Annotated in this window: 21 protein-coding genes; 20 read left to right on the forward strand and 1 reads right to left on the reverse strand. The window is 35.5% G+C overall.

Annotated features, from left to right (window positions below; all coding sequences use genetic code 11):
- Positions 1-25 precede the first annotated feature (25 nt).
- Positions 26-742 (forward strand): response regulator transcription factor, encoded by a 717-nt coding sequence (locus CDIMF43_RS04515; protein WP_109841300.1) that lies wholly within the window; start codon positions 26-28, stop codon positions 740-742.
- Positions 739-2,514: a two-component system histidine kinase PnpS gene (gene pnpS, locus CDIMF43_RS04520; protein ID WP_233218291.1), complete on the forward strand. Its 1,776-nt coding sequence runs from the start codon at positions 739-741 to the stop codon at positions 2,512-2,514. Before CDIMF43_RS04515 ends, pnpS begins: the two co-directional genes overlap by 4 nt.
- A 334-nt stretch (positions 2,515-2,848) precedes the next feature.
- Here pnpS and CDIMF43_RS13875 read toward each other — a convergent pair whose 3' ends face one another.
- The gene (locus CDIMF43_RS13875; RefSeq protein WP_255309222.1) at positions 2,849-2,977 is read right to left on the reverse strand and encodes a hypothetical protein; all 129 of its coding nucleotides are present in this window, start codon (positions 2,975-2,977) and stop codon (positions 2,849-2,851) included.
- Between the two features lie 274 nt (positions 2,978-3,251).
- On the opposite strand from CDIMF43_RS13875, the gene CDIMF43_RS04525 reads away from it, so the two are divergent.
- From CDIMF43_RS04525 to CDIMF43_RS04610, 18 genes are all read left to right on the forward strand, one after another.
- Positions 3,252-4,118, forward strand: a complete 867-nt coding sequence (locus CDIMF43_RS04525) for a phosphate ABC transporter substrate-binding protein PstS family protein (RefSeq protein WP_074401374.1) — start codon at positions 3,252-3,254, stop codon at positions 4,116-4,118.
- Positions 4,119-4,273: 155 nt separating this feature from the next.
- Positions 4,274-5,173, forward strand: coding sequence for a phosphate ABC transporter substrate-binding protein PstS family protein (locus tag CDIMF43_RS04530; RefSeq protein ID WP_074401375.1), 900 nt, complete (start codon positions 4,274-4,276; stop codon positions 5,171-5,173).
- A 200-nt stretch (positions 5,174-5,373) separates the two neighbouring features.
- Positions 5,374-6,294: a phosphate ABC transporter permease subunit PstC gene (gene pstC, locus CDIMF43_RS04535; RefSeq protein ID WP_034571423.1), complete on the forward strand. Its 921-nt coding sequence runs from the start codon at positions 5,374-5,376 to the stop codon at positions 6,292-6,294.
- Positions 6,295-7,179: a phosphate ABC transporter permease PstA gene (pstA, locus tag CDIMF43_RS04540; RefSeq protein WP_074401376.1), complete on the forward strand. Its 885-nt coding sequence runs from the start codon at positions 6,295-6,297 to the stop codon at positions 7,177-7,179.
- An 81-nt stretch (positions 7,180-7,260) separates the two neighbouring features.
- The gene (gene pstB, locus CDIMF43_RS04545; RefSeq protein WP_074401452.1) at positions 7,261-8,028 is read left to right on the forward strand and encodes a phosphate ABC transporter ATP-binding protein PstB; all 768 of its coding nucleotides are present in this window, start codon (positions 7,261-7,263) and stop codon (positions 8,026-8,028) included.
- Between the two features lie 12 nt (positions 8,029-8,040).
- Positions 8,041-8,805: a phosphate ABC transporter ATP-binding protein PstB gene (gene pstB / locus CDIMF43_RS04550; RefSeq protein ID WP_034571417.1), complete on the forward strand. Its 765-nt coding sequence runs from the start codon at positions 8,041-8,043 to the stop codon at positions 8,803-8,805.
- Between the two features lie 26 nt (positions 8,806-8,831).
- The gene (gene phoU / locus CDIMF43_RS04555; protein ID WP_034571415.1) at positions 8,832-9,500 is read left to right on the forward strand and encodes a phosphate signaling complex protein PhoU; all 669 of its coding nucleotides are present in this window, start codon (positions 8,832-8,834) and stop codon (positions 9,498-9,500) included.
- A gap of 121 nt (positions 9,501-9,621) precedes the next feature.
- Positions 9,622-9,930: an ArsR/SmtB family transcription factor gene (locus CDIMF43_RS04560; protein ID WP_109841301.1), complete on the forward strand. Its 309-nt coding sequence runs from the start codon at positions 9,622-9,624 to the stop codon at positions 9,928-9,930.
- Between the two features lie 14 nt (positions 9,931-9,944).
- Positions 9,945-12,059, forward strand: a complete 2,115-nt coding sequence (locus tag CDIMF43_RS04565; protein ID WP_109841302.1) for a heavy metal translocating P-type ATPase — start codon at positions 9,945-9,947, stop codon at positions 12,057-12,059.
- Between the two features lie 147 nt (positions 12,060-12,206).
- The gene (locus tag CDIMF43_RS04570; RefSeq protein WP_074401379.1) at positions 12,207-12,848 is read left to right on the forward strand and encodes an HD domain-containing protein; all 642 of its coding nucleotides are present in this window, start codon (positions 12,207-12,209) and stop codon (positions 12,846-12,848) included.
- A 130-nt stretch (positions 12,849-12,978) separates the two neighbouring features.
- Positions 12,979-15,822 (forward strand): excinuclease ABC subunit UvrA, encoded by a 2,844-nt coding sequence (uvrA, locus tag CDIMF43_RS04575; protein WP_074401380.1) that lies wholly within the window; start codon positions 12,979-12,981, stop codon positions 15,820-15,822.
- 320 nt (positions 15,823-16,142) lie between these two features.
- Positions 16,143-17,714: a daptomycin-sensing surface protein LiaX gene (gene liaX / locus CDIMF43_RS04580; protein ID WP_109841303.1), complete on the forward strand. Its 1,572-nt coding sequence runs from the start codon at positions 16,143-16,145 to the stop codon at positions 17,712-17,714.
- Between the two features lie 60 nt (positions 17,715-17,774).
- Positions 17,775-18,095, forward strand: a complete 321-nt coding sequence (locus tag CDIMF43_RS04585; protein ID WP_074401382.1) for a PspC domain-containing protein — start codon at positions 17,775-17,777, stop codon at positions 18,093-18,095.
- Positions 18,095-18,442, forward strand: a complete 348-nt coding sequence (locus tag CDIMF43_RS04590; RefSeq protein ID WP_074401383.1) for a phage holin family protein — start codon at positions 18,095-18,097, stop codon at positions 18,440-18,442. Before CDIMF43_RS04585 ends, CDIMF43_RS04590 begins: the two co-directional genes overlap by 1 nt.
- 169 nt (positions 18,443-18,611) lie before the next feature.
- A complete protein-coding gene (gene hprK, locus CDIMF43_RS04595; protein WP_074401384.1) occupies positions 18,612-19,547 on the forward strand; it encodes an HPr(Ser) kinase/phosphatase in 936 nt (311 codons plus the stop codon).
- Positions 19,548-19,563: 16 nt separating this feature from the next.
- Positions 19,564-20,394 (forward strand): prolipoprotein diacylglyceryl transferase, encoded by an 831-nt coding sequence (gene lgt / locus CDIMF43_RS04600; RefSeq protein ID WP_109841304.1) that lies wholly within the window; start codon positions 19,564-19,566, stop codon positions 20,392-20,394.
- Between the two features lie 26 nt (positions 20,395-20,420).
- Positions 20,421-21,083: a pyrophosphatase PpaX gene (gene ppaX / locus CDIMF43_RS04605; RefSeq protein WP_109841305.1), complete on the forward strand. Its 663-nt coding sequence runs from the start codon at positions 20,421-20,423 to the stop codon at positions 21,081-21,083.
- Between the two features lie 2 nt (positions 21,084-21,085).
- A complete protein-coding gene (locus CDIMF43_RS04610; RefSeq protein WP_109841306.1) occupies positions 21,086-22,090 on the forward strand; it encodes an NAD(P)H-dependent glycerol-3-phosphate dehydrogenase in 1,005 nt (334 codons plus the stop codon).
- The last annotated feature ends 15 nt before the right edge of the window (positions 22,091-22,105 follow it).

The following is a 22,105-nucleotide window of genomic DNA, read 5'->3' on the forward strand; positions in this document are numbered from 1 at the left end:
AATCAAGTTGGAGGCTAATCTTATTATGAAAAGAGTTTTAATTGTTGATGATGAAGAGTCTATTTTAACCCTGCTAGCGTTTAATTTAGAAAAAGCAGGTTACGACGTTCAAACAGCAACAGATGGTTTAGAAGGCTATGAATTAGCACTAAAAAATAAATATGCTTTTATTATTTTAGATTTAATGTTGCCTTCAATGGATGGAATGGAAGTTTGTAAGAAATTAAGACAAGAAAAAATAGAGACACCAATTATGATTTTAACAGCCAAAGACGACGAGCTGGAAAAAATCATTGGTTTAGAGCTAGGTGCAGATGATTATATGACAAAACCTTTTAGCCCACGTGAAGTTTTAGCGCGGATGAAAGCCATTATGCGACGTGTGCATTCAAAAGGAAAAGTTGAAGAAGAAAAAGAAAATTTAAAAGAAGAACTAGTTGAAATTACGATTGGTGAAATTAAAATTTTCCCGGAATTATACGAAGTAATCGTGCGAGAAAAACCAATAGAAGTTACGCCAAAAGAATTTGAGTTATTGTTATATATGATGAAACGAGTAAATCGAATTTTAAGTCGTGAACAATTATTAGATGCAATTTGGAACTTTGATTACGCTGGAGAGACTCGAATTGTTGATGTTCATATTAGCCACTTAAGAGAAAAAATTGAATTAGATACAAAAAATCCAGCTTATATTCGGACCGTTCGTGGTTTTGGATACAAGTTTGAGGTTCCTAAATGATGAAAAAATTACAATTTCGTATTTTAGCAATTTTTATTTTACTATTTAGCTTGCTAAGTTTATGTATTGGAATTTTTTCAAGTTCATTATTGAAAGAATATGCTCTTGAAACACAAAGTAGCCAGTTAGTTGAAAACGCTAAAACAATTCGTAGTTTAATTGATCAAACCAAGTTAGATACACGTAACTTTGGTGAAATAAAACAACAATTGAACCATATAGAAAAACATGACAATGAACGAATTACATTGATAAGCCTTGACGGGACAGTGCAATATGAATCTGATAAGACTAATAAAGTGATCGAGAATCATTTGAAACGACCTGAAATTCAAGAAGTTCTAAAAGGCAAATCAGAGGCTATTTCAGAACGTTCGAGTACAACCTCTAAAACAACGCTTTATTATGTTGCGGTGCCATTAACCAATACGTCAGGGCAACTAGTAGGTGTATTGCGATTATCTAAGCCAATTGCTGAAATGACACAACTAAATAAGCAAATTAAACTTTCATTGTTCATCTTTATTATTGGTGTCATGATTTTGGGAATTATTTTAACCTTAGTCACTACTAAAAGAATTGTGAAGCCTATTGAAGAAGTAATGAGTGTTGCAACCGATTTATCTGAAAATCGTTATCACAATCGATACAATGGCAAAGGATACGGTGAAATTGCTGAGTTAGGTTCAGTTATCAATCATCTAGCGAACAGCCTAGAAGATCAAATGTTTGAAATTGCTCAAAACGATGAACGAATCAATAGTCTCATTAATCATTTGGTTATTGGGGTTATGCTGTTAGACGATGAACGAAAAGTTCAGTTGATGAACCCTGCAATGGAAGGCATCTTAGGAGAAAAACTAACTGATTTGTTAGGGAAATCCTACGTAGAAGCGACTAAAAGTTATGGTTTAAGTCAAATTATTGAACAAGGTTATCGACAAAAGAAACCTCAAAATAATGAAATTTATTTTTATTATCCAGAAGAGCATATTGTGGATGCCAATATTGTGCCAATCACAGGTAAAAATAAAGGCGAATTGAATATGATTGTTTTGTTATATGACATTACTGAAATCCGAAAACTGGAAAAAGTTAAAAGTGATTTTGTTACCAATGCGTCTCACGAGTTGAGAACACCAGTTACAGCTTTAAAAGGATTTTCTGAAACTTTATTAGACGGAGCGATGGAAGATAAAACGGTTTTAAAGCAATTTTTAGAGATTATGTATACGGAAAGCAGTCGCTTAGATCTTTTAGTTAACGATATTTTAGAATTGTCCAAACTAGAACAAAAACAAGTTCCATTAAAAATTGAACAAATTAATGTTCAGGAAGCAATTCTATCAAGTTTTAGATTAGTAAAAAAAGAAGCAGAACAAAAGAAAATGTCGTTAATTCTGACGGATACAGAAATTACCTATTTAAATGGGGACATCAGTCGATTAAAACAAATTCTTACCAATTTAATCAGCAACGCCATTGCCTATACCGGAATAGGTGGGGAAATTGAAGTGACGGTTACCAAAACTTTAACTGAAGCGATTATTGAAGTAACTGATAATGGGATGGGAATACCAGAAGATGAATTAGACCGAATTTTTGAGCGTTTTTATCGAGTTGATAAAGCTCGAAGTCGAAATTCAGGTGGAACAGGATTAGGTTTATCAATTGTAAAATATTTGGTTGAAAATTTTAATGGAACGATTGAAGTAACCAGTAAACTTGGGTTAGGCACCACCTTTACAGTTCGATTGCCGTTTCAAGATTGAAAAAAGTCATTAAAATAGGCACCTATTTTAATGACTTTTTTTGTATAAAATAACAATATAATAAAATAAGGTTTTTAAATAGAATCAAAGCAGAAAAAAAATAAGCCTCAATTTAGTTTAATTGAGAGGGTTTTTTTAGAAATATAATAAAAAGAGCAACGATAAGTAACTAATAATAAAATAAATCAAATGAATCACATACTAATGGAAATGAACGAGTAATGCCAATAGTATAAAATAACATTAAAAAATAAAAAAGACTCTCTTTTTAAGAGAGTCTTTTTAAAGGGGAGTTAAATAAATAAGTTGTTACAAAAATCGTGTAAGTAGTTATTTATTTTTTTGATGAAACTTTCTTGCTGTCTGTTTTACTTGAATGAGCTGTTGTGTTTTTAGCGTAAAGGGGCGCCTTTTTCACAATCGATTCAATTAATCCATCAACAAAACTTTGATTTTTTTCCATGCTCATGATTCCTCCTTAAGAAAAAGATTAAAGCATCTATCAGTTGTGTAACTTAGAATAACATAAAAAAATTAAAAAAACAAAATAAAAACACAATCACAAAGCGTTGTAAAATAAGATGAGAATAACTATTTATTAATAGATAGAACAAAGAGGTGAGCTTATTGTAAATCGCCTTTACATAAAATTTACAAAAGGAGAGAATAGATTTTACAATGTTAAGGTATGATAGAGATGAATTGTCTGATTAAGATAAAAAGGAGGTTTTATTTAGATGAAATTAAAAAAAACTGCCCTTCTAGTATTTCTTTCTTCCCTATTTTTAGTAGCAGCATGTGGAGGAAAAGGTGTTGACCGCGGCGAATCAATTACTGTAGTTGGTTCTTCAGCTTTACAGCCCCTCGTGGAGGCAGCAGGTGAAGAATTTGCAACTGCTCATTTAGGTAAATTTATCAATGTTCAAGGTGGCGGAAGTGGAACAGGCTTAAGTCAGGTTGCAAGTGGTGCGGTAAATATTGGAAATTCAGATGTATTTGCTGAAGAAAAAGAAGGCATTGACGCGGCTGCACTAGTAGATCACAGAGTAGCGGTTGTTGGGATTACACCAATTGTGAATAAAGGCGTAGGAGTAAAAGAATTAACTAAAAAAGAATTACAAGATATTTTTACTGGAAAAATCAAGAATTGGAAAGAAGTAGGCGGAAAAGATTTAAAAATAGTTATTTTAAATCGTGCAACAGGAAGTGGAACACGCTCTACTTTTGAAAAATGGGCCTTAGACGGCAAAGAAAGTATCCAGGCTCAAGAGCAAGATTCAACAGGCATGGTGCGCCAAATTGTAGGAGATACACCAGGAGCTATCAGTTATGTGGCATTTTCATACGTCAATGATACGGTTAAAGCTCTATCAATTGATGGCGTGGAACCAACAGATAAAAATGTGACAACAAATAAATGGACGATTTGGTCTTACGAGCATATGTATACTAAAGGAGAGCCAACAGGATTAACAAAGGATTTTATTGAATTCATTTTATCACCTGATATTCAAAAAACAGTTGTAAAAAAATTAGGGTACCTACCTTCTGCTGATATGAAAGTAACAAGAACCGTCGATGGAGTTGTCAGTCCAATTGAGTAGCCCTTTCCTTACAAAGCGAAGCGAAACTTTACAAAGAGATACACAAAGCTTACACAAAAAGAAATCAAAATTAATATTCAAACCTTAAGATAAAGTTGTGGACGAGAGAAAAATAAAAGGACGTCTAACATTGCTTTGGAAAAGGATGGATAATGATGAAAGTTAATAACTTAGCAAAAGTTGTTTTCACAGTAGGTTTAGGTTTAACATTAGTAGCTTGTGGAGGAAATAAAACAGATTCATCAGCAAGCTCACAATCAAGCGAAAAAAATAGTGCACCAACAGAAACAATTACTGCAGTGGGTTCAACGGCTTTACAACCGCTAGTAGAAGCTGCTGCAGAAGAATATTCAACAGCCAACCCAGGGAACACGATTACCGTTCAAGGTGGCGGAAGTGGAACTGGATTAAGCCAAGTATCAAACGGCTCCGTAACAATTGGAAACTCAGATGTATTTGCTGAAGAAAAAGAAGGCGTAGATGCTAAGGCTCTTGTTGATCATAAGGTTGCCGTTGTAGGAATGGGACCTGTTGTGAATAAGAACGTAGGCGTTAAATCAATCTCTAAACAACAACTGATTGATATCTTTACTGGAAAAATTACCAACTGGAACGAAGTGGGGGGTAAAGATCAAAGTATCGTTGTTTTAAATCGTGCAAGCGGAAGTGGAACACGAGCGTCTTTTGAAAAATGGGCATTAGATGGACAAAAAGCAATCCAAGCCCAAGAGCAAGATTCATCGGGTGCTGTTCGTAAAATTGTTTCTGAAACACCAGGAGCAATCAGTTACTTGGCATTCTCTTATTTTGACGACAGTCTTTTAGCGTTATCTATTGATAACGTAGAACCAACTGAAAAAAATGTAGCAGACAACTCTTGGACGATTTGGTCTTACGAGCATATGTATACAAAAGGCAAACCGTCTAAAGATGTTCAAGCATTCTTAGATTATATGCTAACAGATGAAGTTCAAAAAGGCGTTGTTAAAAAATTAGGTTACCTTCCAATCAGTTCAATGAAAGTTGAACGCAGTCATGATGGAGTAATCAAATAGACTAAGAAATTTAGTTTAATGAGAAAAGGCGGCTGAGGGTTTTAGCAGTCGTCTTTTCCATTGACTAAAAAACGTCAAAGTCGTAATTTAAAGAGATTTCCAGTATTATTTACTTAAGTGAGAGCCTTAGGGTAAATCAAAAAGGCTGTTTGATAGCAAGACCATTATGTTGTGAGACATTCAATAAAGGAGGGTTTCTTTTGGAAGAAATTCATGAACGACTGTTAAAAAAATCAAAAAAGTCAAAATTAGAAACAATTGGTAAAAGTATTAGCTTTATCTGTATTGCCTTTATCGTGTTAGTTGTTGCATCAATTTTATATTTTGTAGCAAGTAAAGGAATCGCTACATTTACTACCAATAAAGTATCCCTTTGGGCGTTTCTAACGGGAACCGTTTGGAATCCAAGTGCTAAGGGAGCAGACGGCCAACCACTTGTTGGCGCGTTACCAATGATTACAGGTTCTTTTGTTGTAACGTTGCTTTCAGCAATTGTGGCAACACCCTTTGCATTAGGAGCAGCTATTTTTATGACAGAGATTTCACCAAAGACAGGAAAAAAAGTTTTACAGCCTGTTATTGAGTTGTTGGTGGGGATTCCTTCTGTTGTTTATGGTTTTATTGGCTTAACAGTGATTGTTCCATTTGTACGAAATACATTTGGTGGGAGTGGGTTTGGGATTTTAGCAGGAACCTTTGTCTTATTCGTTATGATTTTACCAACGGTAACAAGTATGACTGTAGATGCACTAAATTCAGTTCCAACGCATTACCGAGAAGCATCATTGGCGCTAGGTGCTACAAGATGGCAAACGATTTATAAAGTTGTTTTGCGTGCTGCGGTACCCGGTATTTTAACTTCAGTTGTTTTCGGGATGGCCCGCGCTTTTGGTGAAGCCTTAGCCATTCAAATGGTTGTAGGGAATGCAGCCTTAATGCCAAAAGATTTAGTATCACCGGCATCAACTTTAACGAGTATTTTAACAATGGGAATGGGAAATACAGTCATGGGATCATTAGAAAACAATGTCCTATGGTCATTAGCACTTATCCTATTAGTGATGTCATTGATTTTCAATATTGCCATCCGCATGATTGGTAAAAAAGGAGCTGTTAAATAGATGAATGCCAAAAGAGCAGATAAACTTGCAGTTAGCATTTTATATATTATTTCTGGAATAATTGTATTGATTTTATTCAGTTTATTAGCGTTTATTTTATGGCGCGGAATTCCTCATCTTTCATGGGACTTTTTAACAAAACCAGCAAAAACATTTGAAAAAGGTGGCGGAATAGGAATTCAACTATTCAATTCCTTCTATCTTTTGATTTTAACAATGATAATTAGTATTCCTATCTCGTTAGGAGCAGGAATTTATCTCTCAGAATACGCGAAGAAAAATTGGATTACTGATTTTGTTAGAACGGCAATTGAAGTATTAAGTTCACTGCCTTCAATTGTAGTCGGACTTTTTGGTTTTTTAATTTTCGTTGTACAATTAGGGTTTGGTTTTTCAATTTTATCAGGTGCCCTTGCATTAACTTTATTTAATCTTCCACTTTTAACTAGAACGGTAGAAGACTCTTTACGTGCGATTCCTTCCACTCAAAGAGAGGCTGGCCTAGCACTTGGTTTATCTCGTTGGGAGACCGTTACGCGCATCATTACACCAGCTGCATTGCCTGGTATTTTAACTGGGATGATTTTAGCAGCCGGACGTGTTTTTGGTGAAGCAGCAGCGTTAATTTATACAGCGGGTCAAAGTGCACCAGCTTTGGATTTTACAAACTGGAATCCGTTATACATTGCAAGTCCATTAAACCCACTACGTCCAGCAGAAACATTGGCTGTTCATATTTGGAAGGTAAATAGCGAAGGCATTATGCCTGACGCAGCGGCTGTTTCAGCTGGGGCATCAGCAGTATTAATTATTGCAGTACTTCTGTTTAATTTCCTTGCTCGTTTCCTTGGAAAATGGATTCATAAAAAAGCAACATCTGCATAAGAGCGAACTAGAAAAAGCTACGATTAAGGAGTGAATAAATTGCTAGAACAACAAAATCAGCTTGAAACCAATATTTTTAAAATGGATCGCGGGCAAGAAGTAGCTTTAAAAACCAATGATCTCCATGTATGGTATGGTCAAAATGAAGCCATTAAAGGTGTTTCTTTAGAATTTGAAAAAAATAAAATTGCTTCATTAATTGGCCCAAGTGGCTGTGGGAAATCCACTTATTTACGTGCTTTGAATCGAATGAATGATGAAATTTCGGGTACTAAAGTAACAGGTGAAATTATGTATCAAGGAATTGATGTTAATGCAAACAACATTGATGTTTACGAAATGCGTAAAAATATCGGCATGGTTTTTCAACGTCCGAACCCATTTAGTAAATCAATTTATGAAAACATTACATTCGCATTAAAACGTCATGGTCTAAAAGACAAGCATGAATTAGACGAAATAGTTGAAACCAGTTTAAAACAAGCAGCTCTATGGGATCAAGTCAAAGATAATTTGCATAAAAGTGCATTAGCATTATCAGGTGGACAACAACAACGTTTGTGTATTGCTAGAGCCATTGCGATGAAACCGGATATACTATTACTAGATGAGCCCGCAAGTGCACTAGATCCAATTTCAACGAGTAAGGTAGAAGATACGTTACTTTCTTTAAAAGAACAGTACACAATTGTAATTGTGACGCATAATATGCAACAAGCTGCTCGTATCAGTGACTATACAGCCTTTTTCTACATGGGAAATGTGATTGAATACGATGAAACTAGAAAAGTCTTTACACGACCTAAGATTCAGTCGACAGAAGACTATGTATCAGGACACTTTGGATAGGAGGAATCAAAGGTGAGTGAAAAAAATTATGTAATTGAGTCACGAAATGTTCATTTATACTATGGAAAAAATGAAGCCTTAAAAGGCATTTCATTAGATTTTGAACCTAAGGGAATTACTGCTTTGATTGGTCCAAGTGGTTGCGGGAAATCAACGTATCTAAGAACTTTAAATCGAATGAATGATTTGATTCCAAACGTTACAATCAATGGAACGGTGCTGTTAAAAGGCGAAGATATCTACGGTCCTAAGATGGATACGGTTAAGTTAAGAAAGCAAGTTGGAATGGTTTTTCAACAGCCAAATCCTTTTCCCTTCTCTATTTATGACAATGTTGCCTATGGGCTAAAGATTGCAGGTATGAAAGACAAAGCGAAGATGGATGCTATTGTAGAAGAGAGCTTAAAAAAAGCGGCAGTCTGGGAAGACGTTAAGGATAAGCTGAATAAAAGTGCCCTCTCATTATCTGGTGGGCAGCAACAACGTGTGTGTATTGCAAGAGTATTGGCAGTGGAACCAGAAGTCATTCTATTAGATGAACCAACAAGTGCTTTAGATCCCGTTTCAAGTGGAAAAATCGAAAATATGTTGCTAGAATTGAAAGAATATTATACCATGATAATGGTAACCCACAATATGCAACAAGCGTCACGTATTTCAGATAAAACCGCATTCTTTTTACAAGGAGATTTAATTGAATTTGGAGATACAAGACAAATCTTTACAAATCCACACGAAAAAGAAACCGATGATTATATTTCTGGACGCTTTGGTTAATTAAAAATAATGAGGAGGAATTATCCGTGAGACGAGTTTTTGAAGAGGAATTAAATGACTTACACTTGCGTTTTTCTGAAATGGGCATGATGGTAAATGAAGCCATCTATAAATCGGTTAAAGCTTTTATCAATCACGATAAAGAGTTAGCAAAAGAGGTTATTGCTAATGACCATTTCATTAATGAACGTGAATTAGATTTAGAAAAAAGAAGTTTTGAAATGATAGCCTTACAACAACCGGTTACAACCGATTTAAGAATTATTGTAACGGTTATGAAGGCGAGTTCAGATTTAGAGAGAATGGCGGATCATGCAGTAAGTATTGCGAAATCAACTATTCGAGTAAAAGGAAACAAACGCATCCCTGAAATTGAAGCAGAAATTGCAGATATGGCAGATAAAGTAAAAGTGATGGTAGAGGAAGTTTTAGAAGCTTACGTAAAAAATGATTCTAAGAAAGCCAAAAAAATCGCAAAAATGGATGGCGAAGTTGATTTATACTTCAAGCAAATCTATAAAAGCTGTATTGAAGAAATGAAAGCCAACTCAGAAATCGTTGTTGGTGCTTCAGATTATATGTTAGTTGCAGGTTACTTAGAACGTATTGGTGATTATGTTACCAATATTTGTGAGTGGATTGTTTACCTTTCTACTGGAAAAGTATCTGAATTAAATACAACAAATAAAAAATAAAACGAATGGCAAAAGTTAGCAAGTTTAACTTTTGTCATTTTTTTGTTTTGACTTGAAATAAAAATAAACATATGATAATATAAAAATATGAACAGACGAACATTTGAAAAGAGGGAAATAAATGACTTTTGAAAATAAAAAATTAACGGATCAAACAATACAACGCGTCAGTCAAATTTTCAAAGTATTGAGTGATCCCACTCGGATTTCAATCTTATACTTATTAGAAAAGCAAGAACTTAACGTAGGAGCGATTGCCCAATGTTTAGGGATGGAACAATCAGCAGTCTCACATCAACTTAGAACTCTAAGAACCGCTAATTTAGTCAAATCAAGACGCGATGGCAAAACAATTTACTACAGTCAAGATGATGAACACGTATTAGATTTACTAACTCAAGCAGTAAAACATACCAAACATATTCAATAGAAAGGGTGAGAAAGATGAAAAGATATCCAGTCAAAGGATTAGATTGCGCCGATTGCACATTAAGGCTAGAAACCCAGATCAATCGTTTAGAAAATGGGACAGATGCGAAATTAAACTACACAACAAGTACTTTAGTGGCTTCAGAAAACTTAGATTTAAAAGCTGTTGAAAAAATATTAGCAACTGAAAATGCTCGATTAGTAACCTCAGTTCAAAATAATCAAGAAGAGGATCATGGAGATCACGAGCACAATCACGAAGATGGAGATACAAAGATGGTGATTACAAAAGTCATTATTTCAGTTATCCTCCTACTAATTGGAATTTTTGTAGAAGATAATGGGCAAACCTATTTTTCACTAGCTTTGTATTTTGTAGCAACCGTTCTAAGTGGATGGCCAACTTTCAAACAAGGAGCAAAAAACCTCACACGGTTTACCTTTAACATTGATACTTTAATGACCATTGCATTAATTGGTGCGTTTGCTATTGGTGAGTATCGAGAAGGAACCTTGGTTGCAATTCTCTTCGGTGTAAACGAATGGCTTGAAGGATTGGGAATGATGCAAGCTCGAAAATCAATGGAGAGTCTTTTAAATGTTCAACCTAAATTCGCAATGCGGGTAAAAAATGGAATTGAAGAAAAAGTTTCTATCGACCAATTAGCAATTGGCGATGTGGTAAAAGTCATTGCGGGTGAACAAATTCCTTCTGATGGGATTGTCCTTAAAGGGACAAGTTCAGTCAATGAAAGTGCCATTACAGGAGAGTCTGTCCCTGTTGAAAAACAGATTGATGCAACGGTTTTTGGCGGAAGCATTAACAATGATGGAACGTTATTTATTACGTTAACAAAAGCGTATCAAGACTCCGCATTAGCCAAAATTTTAAATTTAGTTTATGAAGCACAAGAAACGAAAACACAAACTGAACTATTCATTAACAAATTTGCTAAATATTACACACCGTTGATTATGCTCCTAGCAGTGCTCGTAATGATTGTTCCACCTTTATTCTTAGGAGCTGAGTGGATGCCATGGTTATACGAAGGATTGGCAGTTTTAATTATCGGTTGTCCATGTGCACTAGTCCTTTCTTCTCCAATTGCTTTAGTAGCAGGTATTACAAAATCAGCTCGCATTGGTATTTTGATTAAAGGAGGCAATCACTTAGAAACACTTGGTCGCTTAGAAACAATTGCATTTGATAAAACAGGAACTTTAACAGAAGGAAAACTGGCTGTGAGTGATGTTAAAGTATATCGTCCTGAATTTTATCAAATTAGTCGTTTAATGGAACAAGAATCGATGCATCCAATTGCTAAAGCAATTGTTAGCTATACCTTAGAAAACAATTCGCAAGAAGACTCGCTACAAGTTGAAGAGTTGGTAACAGTAGCTGGTAGTGGATTAACTGGTAAAATAAAGGATACTCATTATTTCCTGGGAAATGAACGTCAAATACCGGAAGAGCTTTTAACAAAAGAAATCAAAAAAGACATTGAATATTTTAAAGAAAATGGACGTACCTTAGTGATTACAGCTAGTGAAACAGAAGTTTTAGGTATCTTTGGTTTAACCGACAAAATCAGAAGTGAAAGTAAAGAAATCATTTCTGATTTGCATAAACTAGGAATGAAAAAAGTTGTAATGCTCACAGGGGATCACGAAAAAATTGCAGAAAGTGTTGCAAATGAACTAGGAATCGATGAAGTTCATAGTTCATTATTACCAGAACAAAAACTTGACTTAATTGACGAACTATCAACGAAAGGGATTACAGCAATGGTTGGAGATGGTGTGAACGATTCACCAGCCTTAGTAAAAAGCGATTTAGGCATTGCGATGGGGAAAGGGACAGATAGCGCAATTGAAGTTGCGGATGTTGTTTTGATGCAAGACCACTTAGGTCGCTTGCCAGATGCGATTCGAATTGCAAAATTAGTAAAAAAAATTATTCGAATCAATATTTCGATTGCCTTAGGATTAAAAGTAATTGCGTTGCTATTAACTATTCCAGGTTGGTTGACACTATGGTTTGCGATTTTAGCTGATATGGGTGCAACAATATTGGTTACGTTAATTAGTTTGACTATCTTATTACCAATGAGAAAACTAGGCAAAAAATAAACAAATTCGATCACTCACTTATTTTAGTGAGTGGTCCTTTTGGTATTTTGTCGATAGACTTGCTATGATAAATAAGTGAAACTATACAGAATCAGTAAAATATGATAGGATAATAAAAATTTACCAAAAAGAAAGGATGATGTGAGAATGGGAATGCATCAATACATTAAAAGTTTAAGCGATTTAGAAAATATAATTCGGTGTCCAGGGAAGTTTAAATACGAAGATCATTCAGTTGCGTCGCATTCATTTAAAGTAACCCAAATTGCTCAATTTTTAGGTACTGTAGAAGAGCAAGCAGGGCAAGAAATCAATTGGCGCTCGCTATATGAAAAAGCCTTGAATCATGATTATACCGAGTTGTTTATCGGAGATATTAAGACTCCAGTCAAATATGCAACGCCTGCGTTAAGAGAAATGCTAGCTGACGTAGAAGATTCAATGATGGAGAATTTTGTGAAAAAGGAAATTCCTGAAGAGTTTCAAGCTGTCTATTTAGAACGTTTAAAAGAAGGAAAAGACTCCTCGTTAGAAGGACAAATTTTATCTGTTGCAGATAAAGTCGATTTATTATATGAATCATTTGGCGAGATTCAAAAAGGAAATCCAGAAAGTGTATTTACAGAGATTTATGAAGAGTCATTGAAAACAATTTTGGAGTTTGACCATTTAGCCAGTGTAAACTATTTCTTAGAAGAAGTACTCCCAGATTTGTTGAGTGGCAACTTTACGAATCAAGAACAGCTCCAAAAAATATCAAAAAGAATTTTAAATAAAACAAAATTATGAACAAACGTTCCCTAAATGAATTGTTTTGTGATATGATAGAAGTAACTAAAATAGGAAGTCTAATGCTTCCTATTTTTTATGAACAAATTTTTCCAAAAAAACTTAAATAAAAAACAAAGGAAGTAAACAAATGGCAAATGATAAAATTACCGTTCATGGCGCACGTTCTCATAATTTAAAAAACATTGATGTTACGATTCCTCGTGATAAGTTAGTCGTTTTAACTGGACTTTCAGGATCTGGAAAAAGCTCACTGGCATTTGATACTTTGTATGCAGAAGGACAAAGACGCTATGTTGAAAGCTTGTCTGCATATGCACGGCAATTTTTAGGCCAAATGGATAAACCAGATGTAGACAGCATTGATGGACTAAGCCCTGCTATTTCAATCGATCAAAAAACCACTAGTCGAAATCCGCGTTCAACTGTTGGAACAGTCACTGAGATCAACGATTATCTGCGTTTACTGTATGCTCGAGTAGGGCATCCAATTTGTCCAAATGATGGAACCGAGATTACCAGCCAAACCGTTGAACAGATGGTGGATCGTGTGTTAGAGCTACCTGAAAAAACAAAGATTCAAATATTAGCACCTGTTGTTGTAGGAAAAAAAGGACAACATAAAAAAGTATTCGATATGATTAAACGAGAAGGTTATGTTCGTCTTCGTGTCGATAAAGAAATGTATGATATCTCTGATGAAATCGAGCTTGAAAAAACCAAAAAACATGATATTGATATTGTCATTGACCGTATTGTTGTTAAAGAAGGCATTCGTTCACGTTTATTTGATTCATTTGAAGCAGCATTGCGTTTGGCAGAAGGTTACGCCGTTGCAGATGTGATAGGTGAAGAAGAAATTTTATTTAGTGAACACTATGCATGTCCTTATTGTGGCTTTACAGTTGGAGAATTAGAACCTCGTTTATTCTCTTTTAACGCACCATTTGGAGCTTGTCCAGAATGTGACGGCTTAGGAATGAAATTAGAAGTTGATTTGGATTTAGTTATTCCCGATAAAAAGAAAACACTTAGAGAAGGCGCCATTGCTCCTTGGAATCCAATTAGTTCTAATTATTACCCTCAAATGTTAGAACAAGCCTGTCTTCATTTTAAAATTGATTTAGACACACCTTTTGAAAAATTGCCAGAATCAGCAAAAGAGTTGATTCTGAATGGGTCAGATGGTAAGTTATTTCACTTCCATTATGAAAATGATTTTGGTGGGATTCGTGACGTGGATGTTCCTTTTGAAGGCGTTGTTCGCAATATTTCTCGAAGACATGATGAAACCAATAGTGATTTTACAAGGGAGCAAATGCGTACGTATATGACGGAGTTGCCTTGTCAAACTTGTAACGGTTATCGTTTAAATCGCCAAGCGTTGTCTGTTAAAGTCAATGGAACGGATATCGGACAAGTTTGTGAATACGCAATTGGAGATGCTGTTGAATTCTTTGACCATTTAACATTGTCCAATCAAGAAGAAATGATTGCAAAACCCATCTTGAAAGAAGTTCATTCACGATTAAGATTTCTGGAAAATGTCGGATTAGACTATTTAACGTTAAGTAGAACTGCGGGCACATTATCTGGTGGAGAAGCACAAAGGATCCGGTTGGCTACACAAATTGGTTCAAATTTGTCAGGAGTTCTTTATATTCTTGACGAACCCTCTATTGGTCTTCACCAACGGGACAACGATCGCTTGATTGGTTCCTTGAAAAAAATGCGAGATTTAGGGAACACACTAATTGTTGTAGAACATGATGAAGATACCATGCGTGAGGCAGACTATTTAATTGATATCGGACCTGGCGCTGGCGAACGTGGTGGGGAGATTATGGCTGCCGGGACACCAGCAGAAGTCGAAAGAAATCCCAATTCTTTAACAGGTGAGTATTTATCGGGTAAGAAATTTATTCCAATCCCAGAAAAAAGACGGAAAGAAAATAAAGGGAAAATACGAGTTACTGGCGCTACGGAAAATAACTTGAAAAACTTAACCGTTGACTTTCCAATTGGACGTTTTGTTGCGGTTACTGGTGTGTCAGGTTCAGGAAAAAGTACACTAGTAAATAGTATCTTGAAGAAAGCTTTATCAAAAGAACTGACACGAACAAAAGCGAAGCCAGGTAAGTTCAAAAAAATAACAGGCTATGAAGAGCTAGAAAAAGTAATTGATATCGATCAAAGTCCAATCGGCCGTACGCCAAGGAGTAATCCAGCGACATATACCAGTGTATTTGATGATATTCGTGATTTATTTGCACAAACGAATGAAGCGAAAATTCGTGGCTATAAAAAAGGCCGTTTTAGTTTTAATGTAAAAGGTGGCCGCTGTGAGGCTTGTCGTGGAGATGGAATTTTAAAAATTGAGATGCATTTTTTACCAGATGTTTACGTTCCTTGTGAGGTTTGTCATGGAACAAGATATAATTCTGAAACATTAGAAGTTCATTATAAAGGTAAGAATATCTCTGAAATTTTAAACATGACAGTTGAAGAAGCCGTAAAATTCTTTGAGCATATTCCAAAAATCCATCGCAAATTAGCAACGATTGTGGATGTTGGATTAGGCTACGTAACACTGGGTCAACCTGCAACAACTCTTTCTGGTGGGGAAGCGCAACGAATGAAATTAGCTAGTGAATTGCATAAAAAATCAAATGGTAAAAGTTTTTATATTTTAGATGAACCAACAACAGGATTGCATACAGATGATATCGCGCGTCTTTTAGTCGTCTTGAACCGCTTAGTTGAATCAGGTAATACGGTGCTTGTAATCGAACACAACTTAGATGTTATTAAAACAGCAGATTACTTGATTGATTTAGGCCCAGAAGGCGGTGCGGGTGGCGGCACACTAGTAGCCAAGGGAACTCCTGAAGAGGTCATTAAAGTAAAAGAAAGTTATACTGGAAAATATTTGGCAGCAATTCTAGAGCGAGACAAGGCTCGTATGAAAAATTAATCAAGAGACTTCTTTAAAGCTTTTGTAGCTTTAAGGAAGTTTTTTCGTTGTATTAAGAGTATTCGCAAATACACAGCCCTTTCATTTATAAACCGATTTTTTTATTTTTCATCGTTAAAATGGTAAACTAATTAGTGTAGAAAAGGTTAATTAATAGAAGTTCAGACTATATGTTGAATGATAAATCGTTCTTAAGTCCTATGACAATTTACCAAAAGAAAGGCATAATATGAGTATAGCAAGACAAATGAATCTTGCATCAGTATTTCAATCGTCCGCAAATGATAAATAGATAGGAAAGAATGAAGGAGGAAATCAACATGAAAGAAAGAGAAAGAATTTTAGAATTAGTGAAACAAGGAATCATTTCAACTGAAGAAGCATTAGTCTTATTGGAAAGTGCAGCTAAAAAAGAAGGCAAAGAAGCGGTGAAAAAAGATCAGTCAAATGTTCAAAAACCAATTCCACCAACTGAACCAGAAGCAGAAATAGAAAACCCTGAACCAGTTTTATCGGATGCAGCTGAATCAGTAGAAGAAGGGCGTGCACGTTTAGAAAAAGAACAAAAGGAAGATCACGACCGCTTAGAAGCAATTCTCGAAGAGTTGGCAAATGAAGCCTCTGGATATTCAGTAGAGTTAGATCAAACCAATCAATCAATTAAAGAATTAACCGATCAAATTAAATTGAAAAAAGAAGAAATGATGGTTATAGAAACAAAAGAAGAACTTGAAACATTAACTGAAGAGGATCAAGCAAGAACAACGATTCTTGAAGATGAAATTACAGCATTAGAAGAAGAAGTAACTTCATTAGAAGAAGAAAAAACGATTCTTGAAGATAAACTTAAAAATATTAAAAGAAAACAGTGGGGAACACATAAAAAAACAATTACTGACAAATTTGAATTGCCAGATGATTGGAAAGAATCCGCTACTGAAACAATGAATCAAGTAGGTGAAAAAGTAACCGAAGCGAGCACACAATTTGGTAAATTTATGAAAGACACCTTTAATACCGTGATGGAAAATATTGACTGGAAAGACGTGAATATTCGCGTACCAGGAATCGCAGCTACGAAGTTCGATCATGAATTTAACTATCCAGAAAGTGCTGCTTCTATCATTGATGTGAAAGTAGCCAATGGCGATGTAGTCTTTAAAAATTGGGACAGTCAAGACATCAAGGTTGAAGCGTCTATTAAAATTTATGGAAAAATGGATGTTGAAAATCCCTTTGAAGCTTTCTTAGAAAGAAGCACAATTGAAGTCAATGATGAAAGTTTGCTCTTCCATGTACCTAACAAACGCATTCGTTGTGATTTAGTTTTCTATCTACCAGAAAGAACCTACGATCATACAGCATTGAAATTATTAAATGGAAATGTGAAGTTTGAAGAATTTGAAGGAAAAGATATCTACGTAAAATGCACAAATGGAAATATAACTTTTGATCGTTTAACTGCAACTATGCTTGAAACAGATGGTGTGAATGGCAATGTTTCAGTAATTGAGAGCACTGTGCGAGATCTTTTGGTTCACAGTATCAATGGAGAAATTGTTGCTCGCGGAGATGTGAAAAGTGGTAATTTATCAACGGTCAATGGTGCTATTAAGGTAACCTTATCTGGAGATGACTTGAAACGTCTTGAAGCAAGTTCTGTAAATGGAACAGTCAAAGTTGCGTTACCACGAGCAATCAGTATTGAAGGAAATGCAAAGAGTAATTTAGGCTCAATTCAAAGCCGTTTAGAAAATATTGAAGTAGTTAAAGAGAAAAAAGATCGTACAAATCAATTATTAGAGTTTAGACGTGTGGCAAATGAAGATACATTGGTTGTAAAATTATCAACAACAACGGGAAGTATCTTAATTAAAGACACGGATCAGTAAGAAAATTGGGGGAGCTTTTTCCCCCAGTCTTTATATCAAAATTTAAAGAGGGTGGCACAAATGAAAAAATTAACAAAATCAAGAAAAGATAGAGTTTTAAGTGGGGTATTAGGTGGGATTGCTGAGTACTTTGGAATTGACGCAACAATCTTAAGAATTATTTTTGTTGTTGCTGCATTCTTTAGCTTTGGTTCACCAGTTATTCTATACATCATTTTAGCAATCTGTATCCCTGAACCAAAACGCGATACAACAGATTCTAATTATGGAAATCGTTACTATTCAACGAATTATGAAGACTATCATGGCAAAAAAAAAGTGAAACAAGAAAAACGCAAAGAAGCAGAGAAAGTTGAAGATGATGACTGGAGTGATTTCTAATGAAATTTTGGCAGGGTGTTTTGGTTAATGCTTTGTTGTTCTTAGCATTATCAGGTTTTTTCAGAGCAACATTTTATGTTGAGAGTATTTGGATAGCGTTAGCAGCTAGTTTAGTTTTAGCTGTTTTAAATATGTCGATCAAACCGATCTTAAGCATTTTATCCTTGCCAATTACTTTTTTAACATTAGGATTCTTTAGTATTGTGATCAATGCGTTTATGTTGAAGTTAACAGCTGCAATTGTAGGTAGCGGATTTCATTTTGCTACATTTGGCACAGCAATGTGGGTGGCGATTTTATTATCACTTGCAAATTTATTTATCTCAAGTCGAGTTTCAACCGAATAGGGGTATCAATTTAAAGCATCGATGGATTTCGATGCTTTTTTTGTTTGTATAATAAGAAAATTTTAAGTGTTCATTAAATCAGTATTGATAAACCTTTAAAGAAATTCAATATAATGTTAAAATGGAAGATAGACAGAAACAAGCTTATTTGCGAAGAGGAGAAAAAACGATGACTAGTAGTGTAACGGTAAGAGAATTAGTGGATACGCTTCGTTTAGATGTACATAACGGAGAAGAACATCTAGATCGTTTGATTACGACTAGCGATGTTTCACGACCAGGATTAGAGTTAACAGGTTATTTTAATTATTATCCACAAGAACGAGTTCAGTTATTTGGAAAAACTGAAACGTCTTTTTCAGAAAGAATGACCAGTGAAGAGCGTCTTATTGTCATGAGAAGAATGTGTCAGCCCAATACGCCTGCGTTTATTTTATCAAGAGACTTAGTTCCGCCAAAGGAATTGGTTCAAGCGACTACAGAAGCTGGAATTCCTTTGATTTTGTCACGATTAACGACCACAAGGTTATCAAGTAATGTAACAAATTTCTTAGAAGGTAAACTAGCAGAACGGATTTCCATGCATGGAGTTTTAATTGATGTTTATGGACTAGGAGTCTTAATTACAGGGGATAGCGGTGTTGGGAAAAGTGAAACTGCTCTTGAATTAATTCAACGTGGACATCGTCTGGTAGCAGATGATCGTGTTGAAATTCATCAACAAGATGAACAGACAGTTGTTGGAGAATCACCTGATATTCTACGCCATCTTATTGAAATTCGAGGCATCGGTATTATTGATGTGATGAATTTATTTGGGGCGGGAGCTGTTCGTAGTAGTAAAACGATTCAAGTAATCGTGAATTTAGAAACGTGGACAAAAGAGAAGAAATTTGATCGTCTTGGTGGCGGAGAAGAAATCACACGTATTTTTGACGTAGACGTTCCTAAAATATCGATTCCAGTTAAAACCGGTCGTAACTTAGCGATTATTATTGAAGTAGCAGCAATGAATTTTAGAGCGAAGAGTATGGGCTATGATGCTACGAAAACCTTTGAAAAAAATCTAGAAATTTTGATTGAGAAAAACTCTCAGGACAAATAAGAATGGAGAATATAGCATGAATCTATTATTAGGTGCAATCAATCCAATCGCCTTTTCACTAGGCGGGTTAGAAGTTCATTGGTATGGTGTTATTATTGCATCGGCTGTCTTATTGGCTATTTTTATGAGCACTCATGAGTCGGAAAAATTAGGGATTAAGGGCGACGACTTGATTGATATGATGTTGTGGGCATTGCCAATTTCGATTATAGGGGCTAGAATCTATTATGTTGCGTTTGAATGGCGTTACTACGTTGCACATCCTTCAGAAATTATTGCGATTTGGAATGGTGGCATTGCCATTTATGGAGGTTTGATTGCTGGAGGGTTGACGGTTTACTGGTTTACTAAAAAAAGAGGCTTGCCATTTTGGCTAGTATTAGATATTGCAGCACCTAGTGTTTTAATTGCACAAGCAATTGGACGTTGGGGAAACTTTATTAATCAAGAAGCCCATGGAGAAGAAACATCAAGAGCTTTTTTAGAAAATTTACATTTGCCTTCGTTTATTATCAACAATATGAAAATTGACGGAATCTATTATCAACCGACCTTTTTTTATGAATCTTTATGGAATGTGATTGGATTTGTGCTATTAGTGATTCTTAGAAAGAAATTCCATTTATTAAAACGTGGAGAAGTTGCTTTAAGCTATGTCATATGGTACTCATTCGGTCGTTTCTTTATTGAAGGTTTGAGGACAGATAGTTTGATGTTGCTACAGACGATTCGTGTCTCACAATTATTGTCAGTTGTTTTATTTGTAGGTGCAATTGTGTTATGGTATTACCGCAGAAAAAAATATCCAGAAAACCCTTATTATTTAGATGGCGTTACTTCTATTTAAGTTAAGGCAAGAAAGTAGGGTTACAAGTGTCAATTGAAACAGTGTTATTTGATTTTGATGGTACGTTAGCAGATACGAATGCATTGATTAGTCAGTCACACTTAGCCGTTTTGGAAGAGTATTTTCCAGGAGAGTATGATTTAGAAAGTGTTCGAGCCTTTAATGGACCTACTTTAGAGATGGTCTACGGTAAGTTGAATCCGTTGGAAAAAGAAACGATGATTGCTAAATATAGACACTTTAATGAAACACATCATGATGAGATGGTAACGATTTTTGAAGGTGTTGCTGAAAATTTAGATCGGTTAAAGTCTGCAGGTATTCGATTAGCAGTTGTTTCAAGCAAACGAAATGACGTGTTGCTAAGGGGGTTGGATCTTTTAAATTTAAAAGAGTACTTTGAAGTGATTGTAGGTGGCTTAGACTATAAAAAAGCAAAACCAGATCCTGAGCCTATCTATGTGGCTCTTGAGCAGTTAAAGGTCGATTTCGAAACAGCAATTATGGTGGGGGACAATTCTCATGATATTGAATCTGCCAACAATGCTGGGATTGTATCAGTTTTTGTAGAATGGTCAGAAAAAACACTAGCAGAAATTAAACCGTACCACCCAGATGTAACCGTCACGTCTATGACGGATTTAGCTGATTATGTAATTAGAAATAAAGCAAGAATTAAAGGAGATTGAATATGTCGAAGAAAATCGCTGTACTTGGTGCAGGATCATGGGGTACGGCCCTTGCAATGGTACTAGATGAAAATGGTCATGACGTTCGTTTGTGGGGAAATAATGTCGAACAAATGAGTGCAATTAATAACGATCATTGTAATGCCCGTTATTTACCGGAAATTCAATTATCAAAAAGCATCAAAGGGTTTACAGATTTACAATTAGCCGTTGAAGGTGTTGATGTTGTGCTTTTGGTTGTTCCAACAAAAGCTATGCGTTCAGTTGCAAGTCAGCTAGCAGATGTATTAACTTCGCCTGTTATAATTGCTCATGCTAGTAAAGGTCTAGAACAAGAAACACATAAACGAATTTCGGAAGTACTAGAAGAGGAAATTCCATCTGAATTGAGAACGGCCGTTGTTGTTTTGTCTGGTCCTAGTCACGCGGAAGAAGTAGCAGTTAAGGACATTACGACGATAACGTCAGCTTCTACTAATCCGGCAGGAGCAGCATTCATTCAGTCCTTATTTATGAATCGCTATTTCCGTGTATACACCAATGAAGATATTATTGGTGTTGAAATGGGAGCAGCTTTGAAAAATATTATCGCTGTTGGAGCTGGAGCGCTTCATGGATTAGGGTACGGAGATAATGCAAAAGCAGCTTTAATGACTCGAGGACTTGCTGAAATTAGTCGCTTAGGTGTTGCTTTTGGAGCGCAACCTCTGACCTTTATTGGATTAAGTGGTGTGGGGGATTTGATTGTGACTTGTACGAGCGTACACTCAAGAAACTGGCGGGCAGGCGATTTACTTGGAAAAGGTCATAACCTACAAGAAGTATTAGATAACATGGGGATGATTGTTGAGGGAGTTTCCACAACGAAAGCAGCATATGAGTTAGCAAAACAAAAAAATATTGAAATGCCAATTACAGAAGCAATCTATGATGTTTTATACAATAAGACAGATGTCAAAGAAGTTGTTTCTAATTTAATGACAAGAGATGGAAAAGCAGAAGGCTAAATTGATACAAAACTA

Source organism: Carnobacterium divergens, from assembly GCF_900258435.1.
GTDB classification, from domain to species: domain Bacteria; phylum Bacillota; class Bacilli; order Lactobacillales; family Carnobacteriaceae; genus Carnobacterium; species Carnobacterium divergens_A.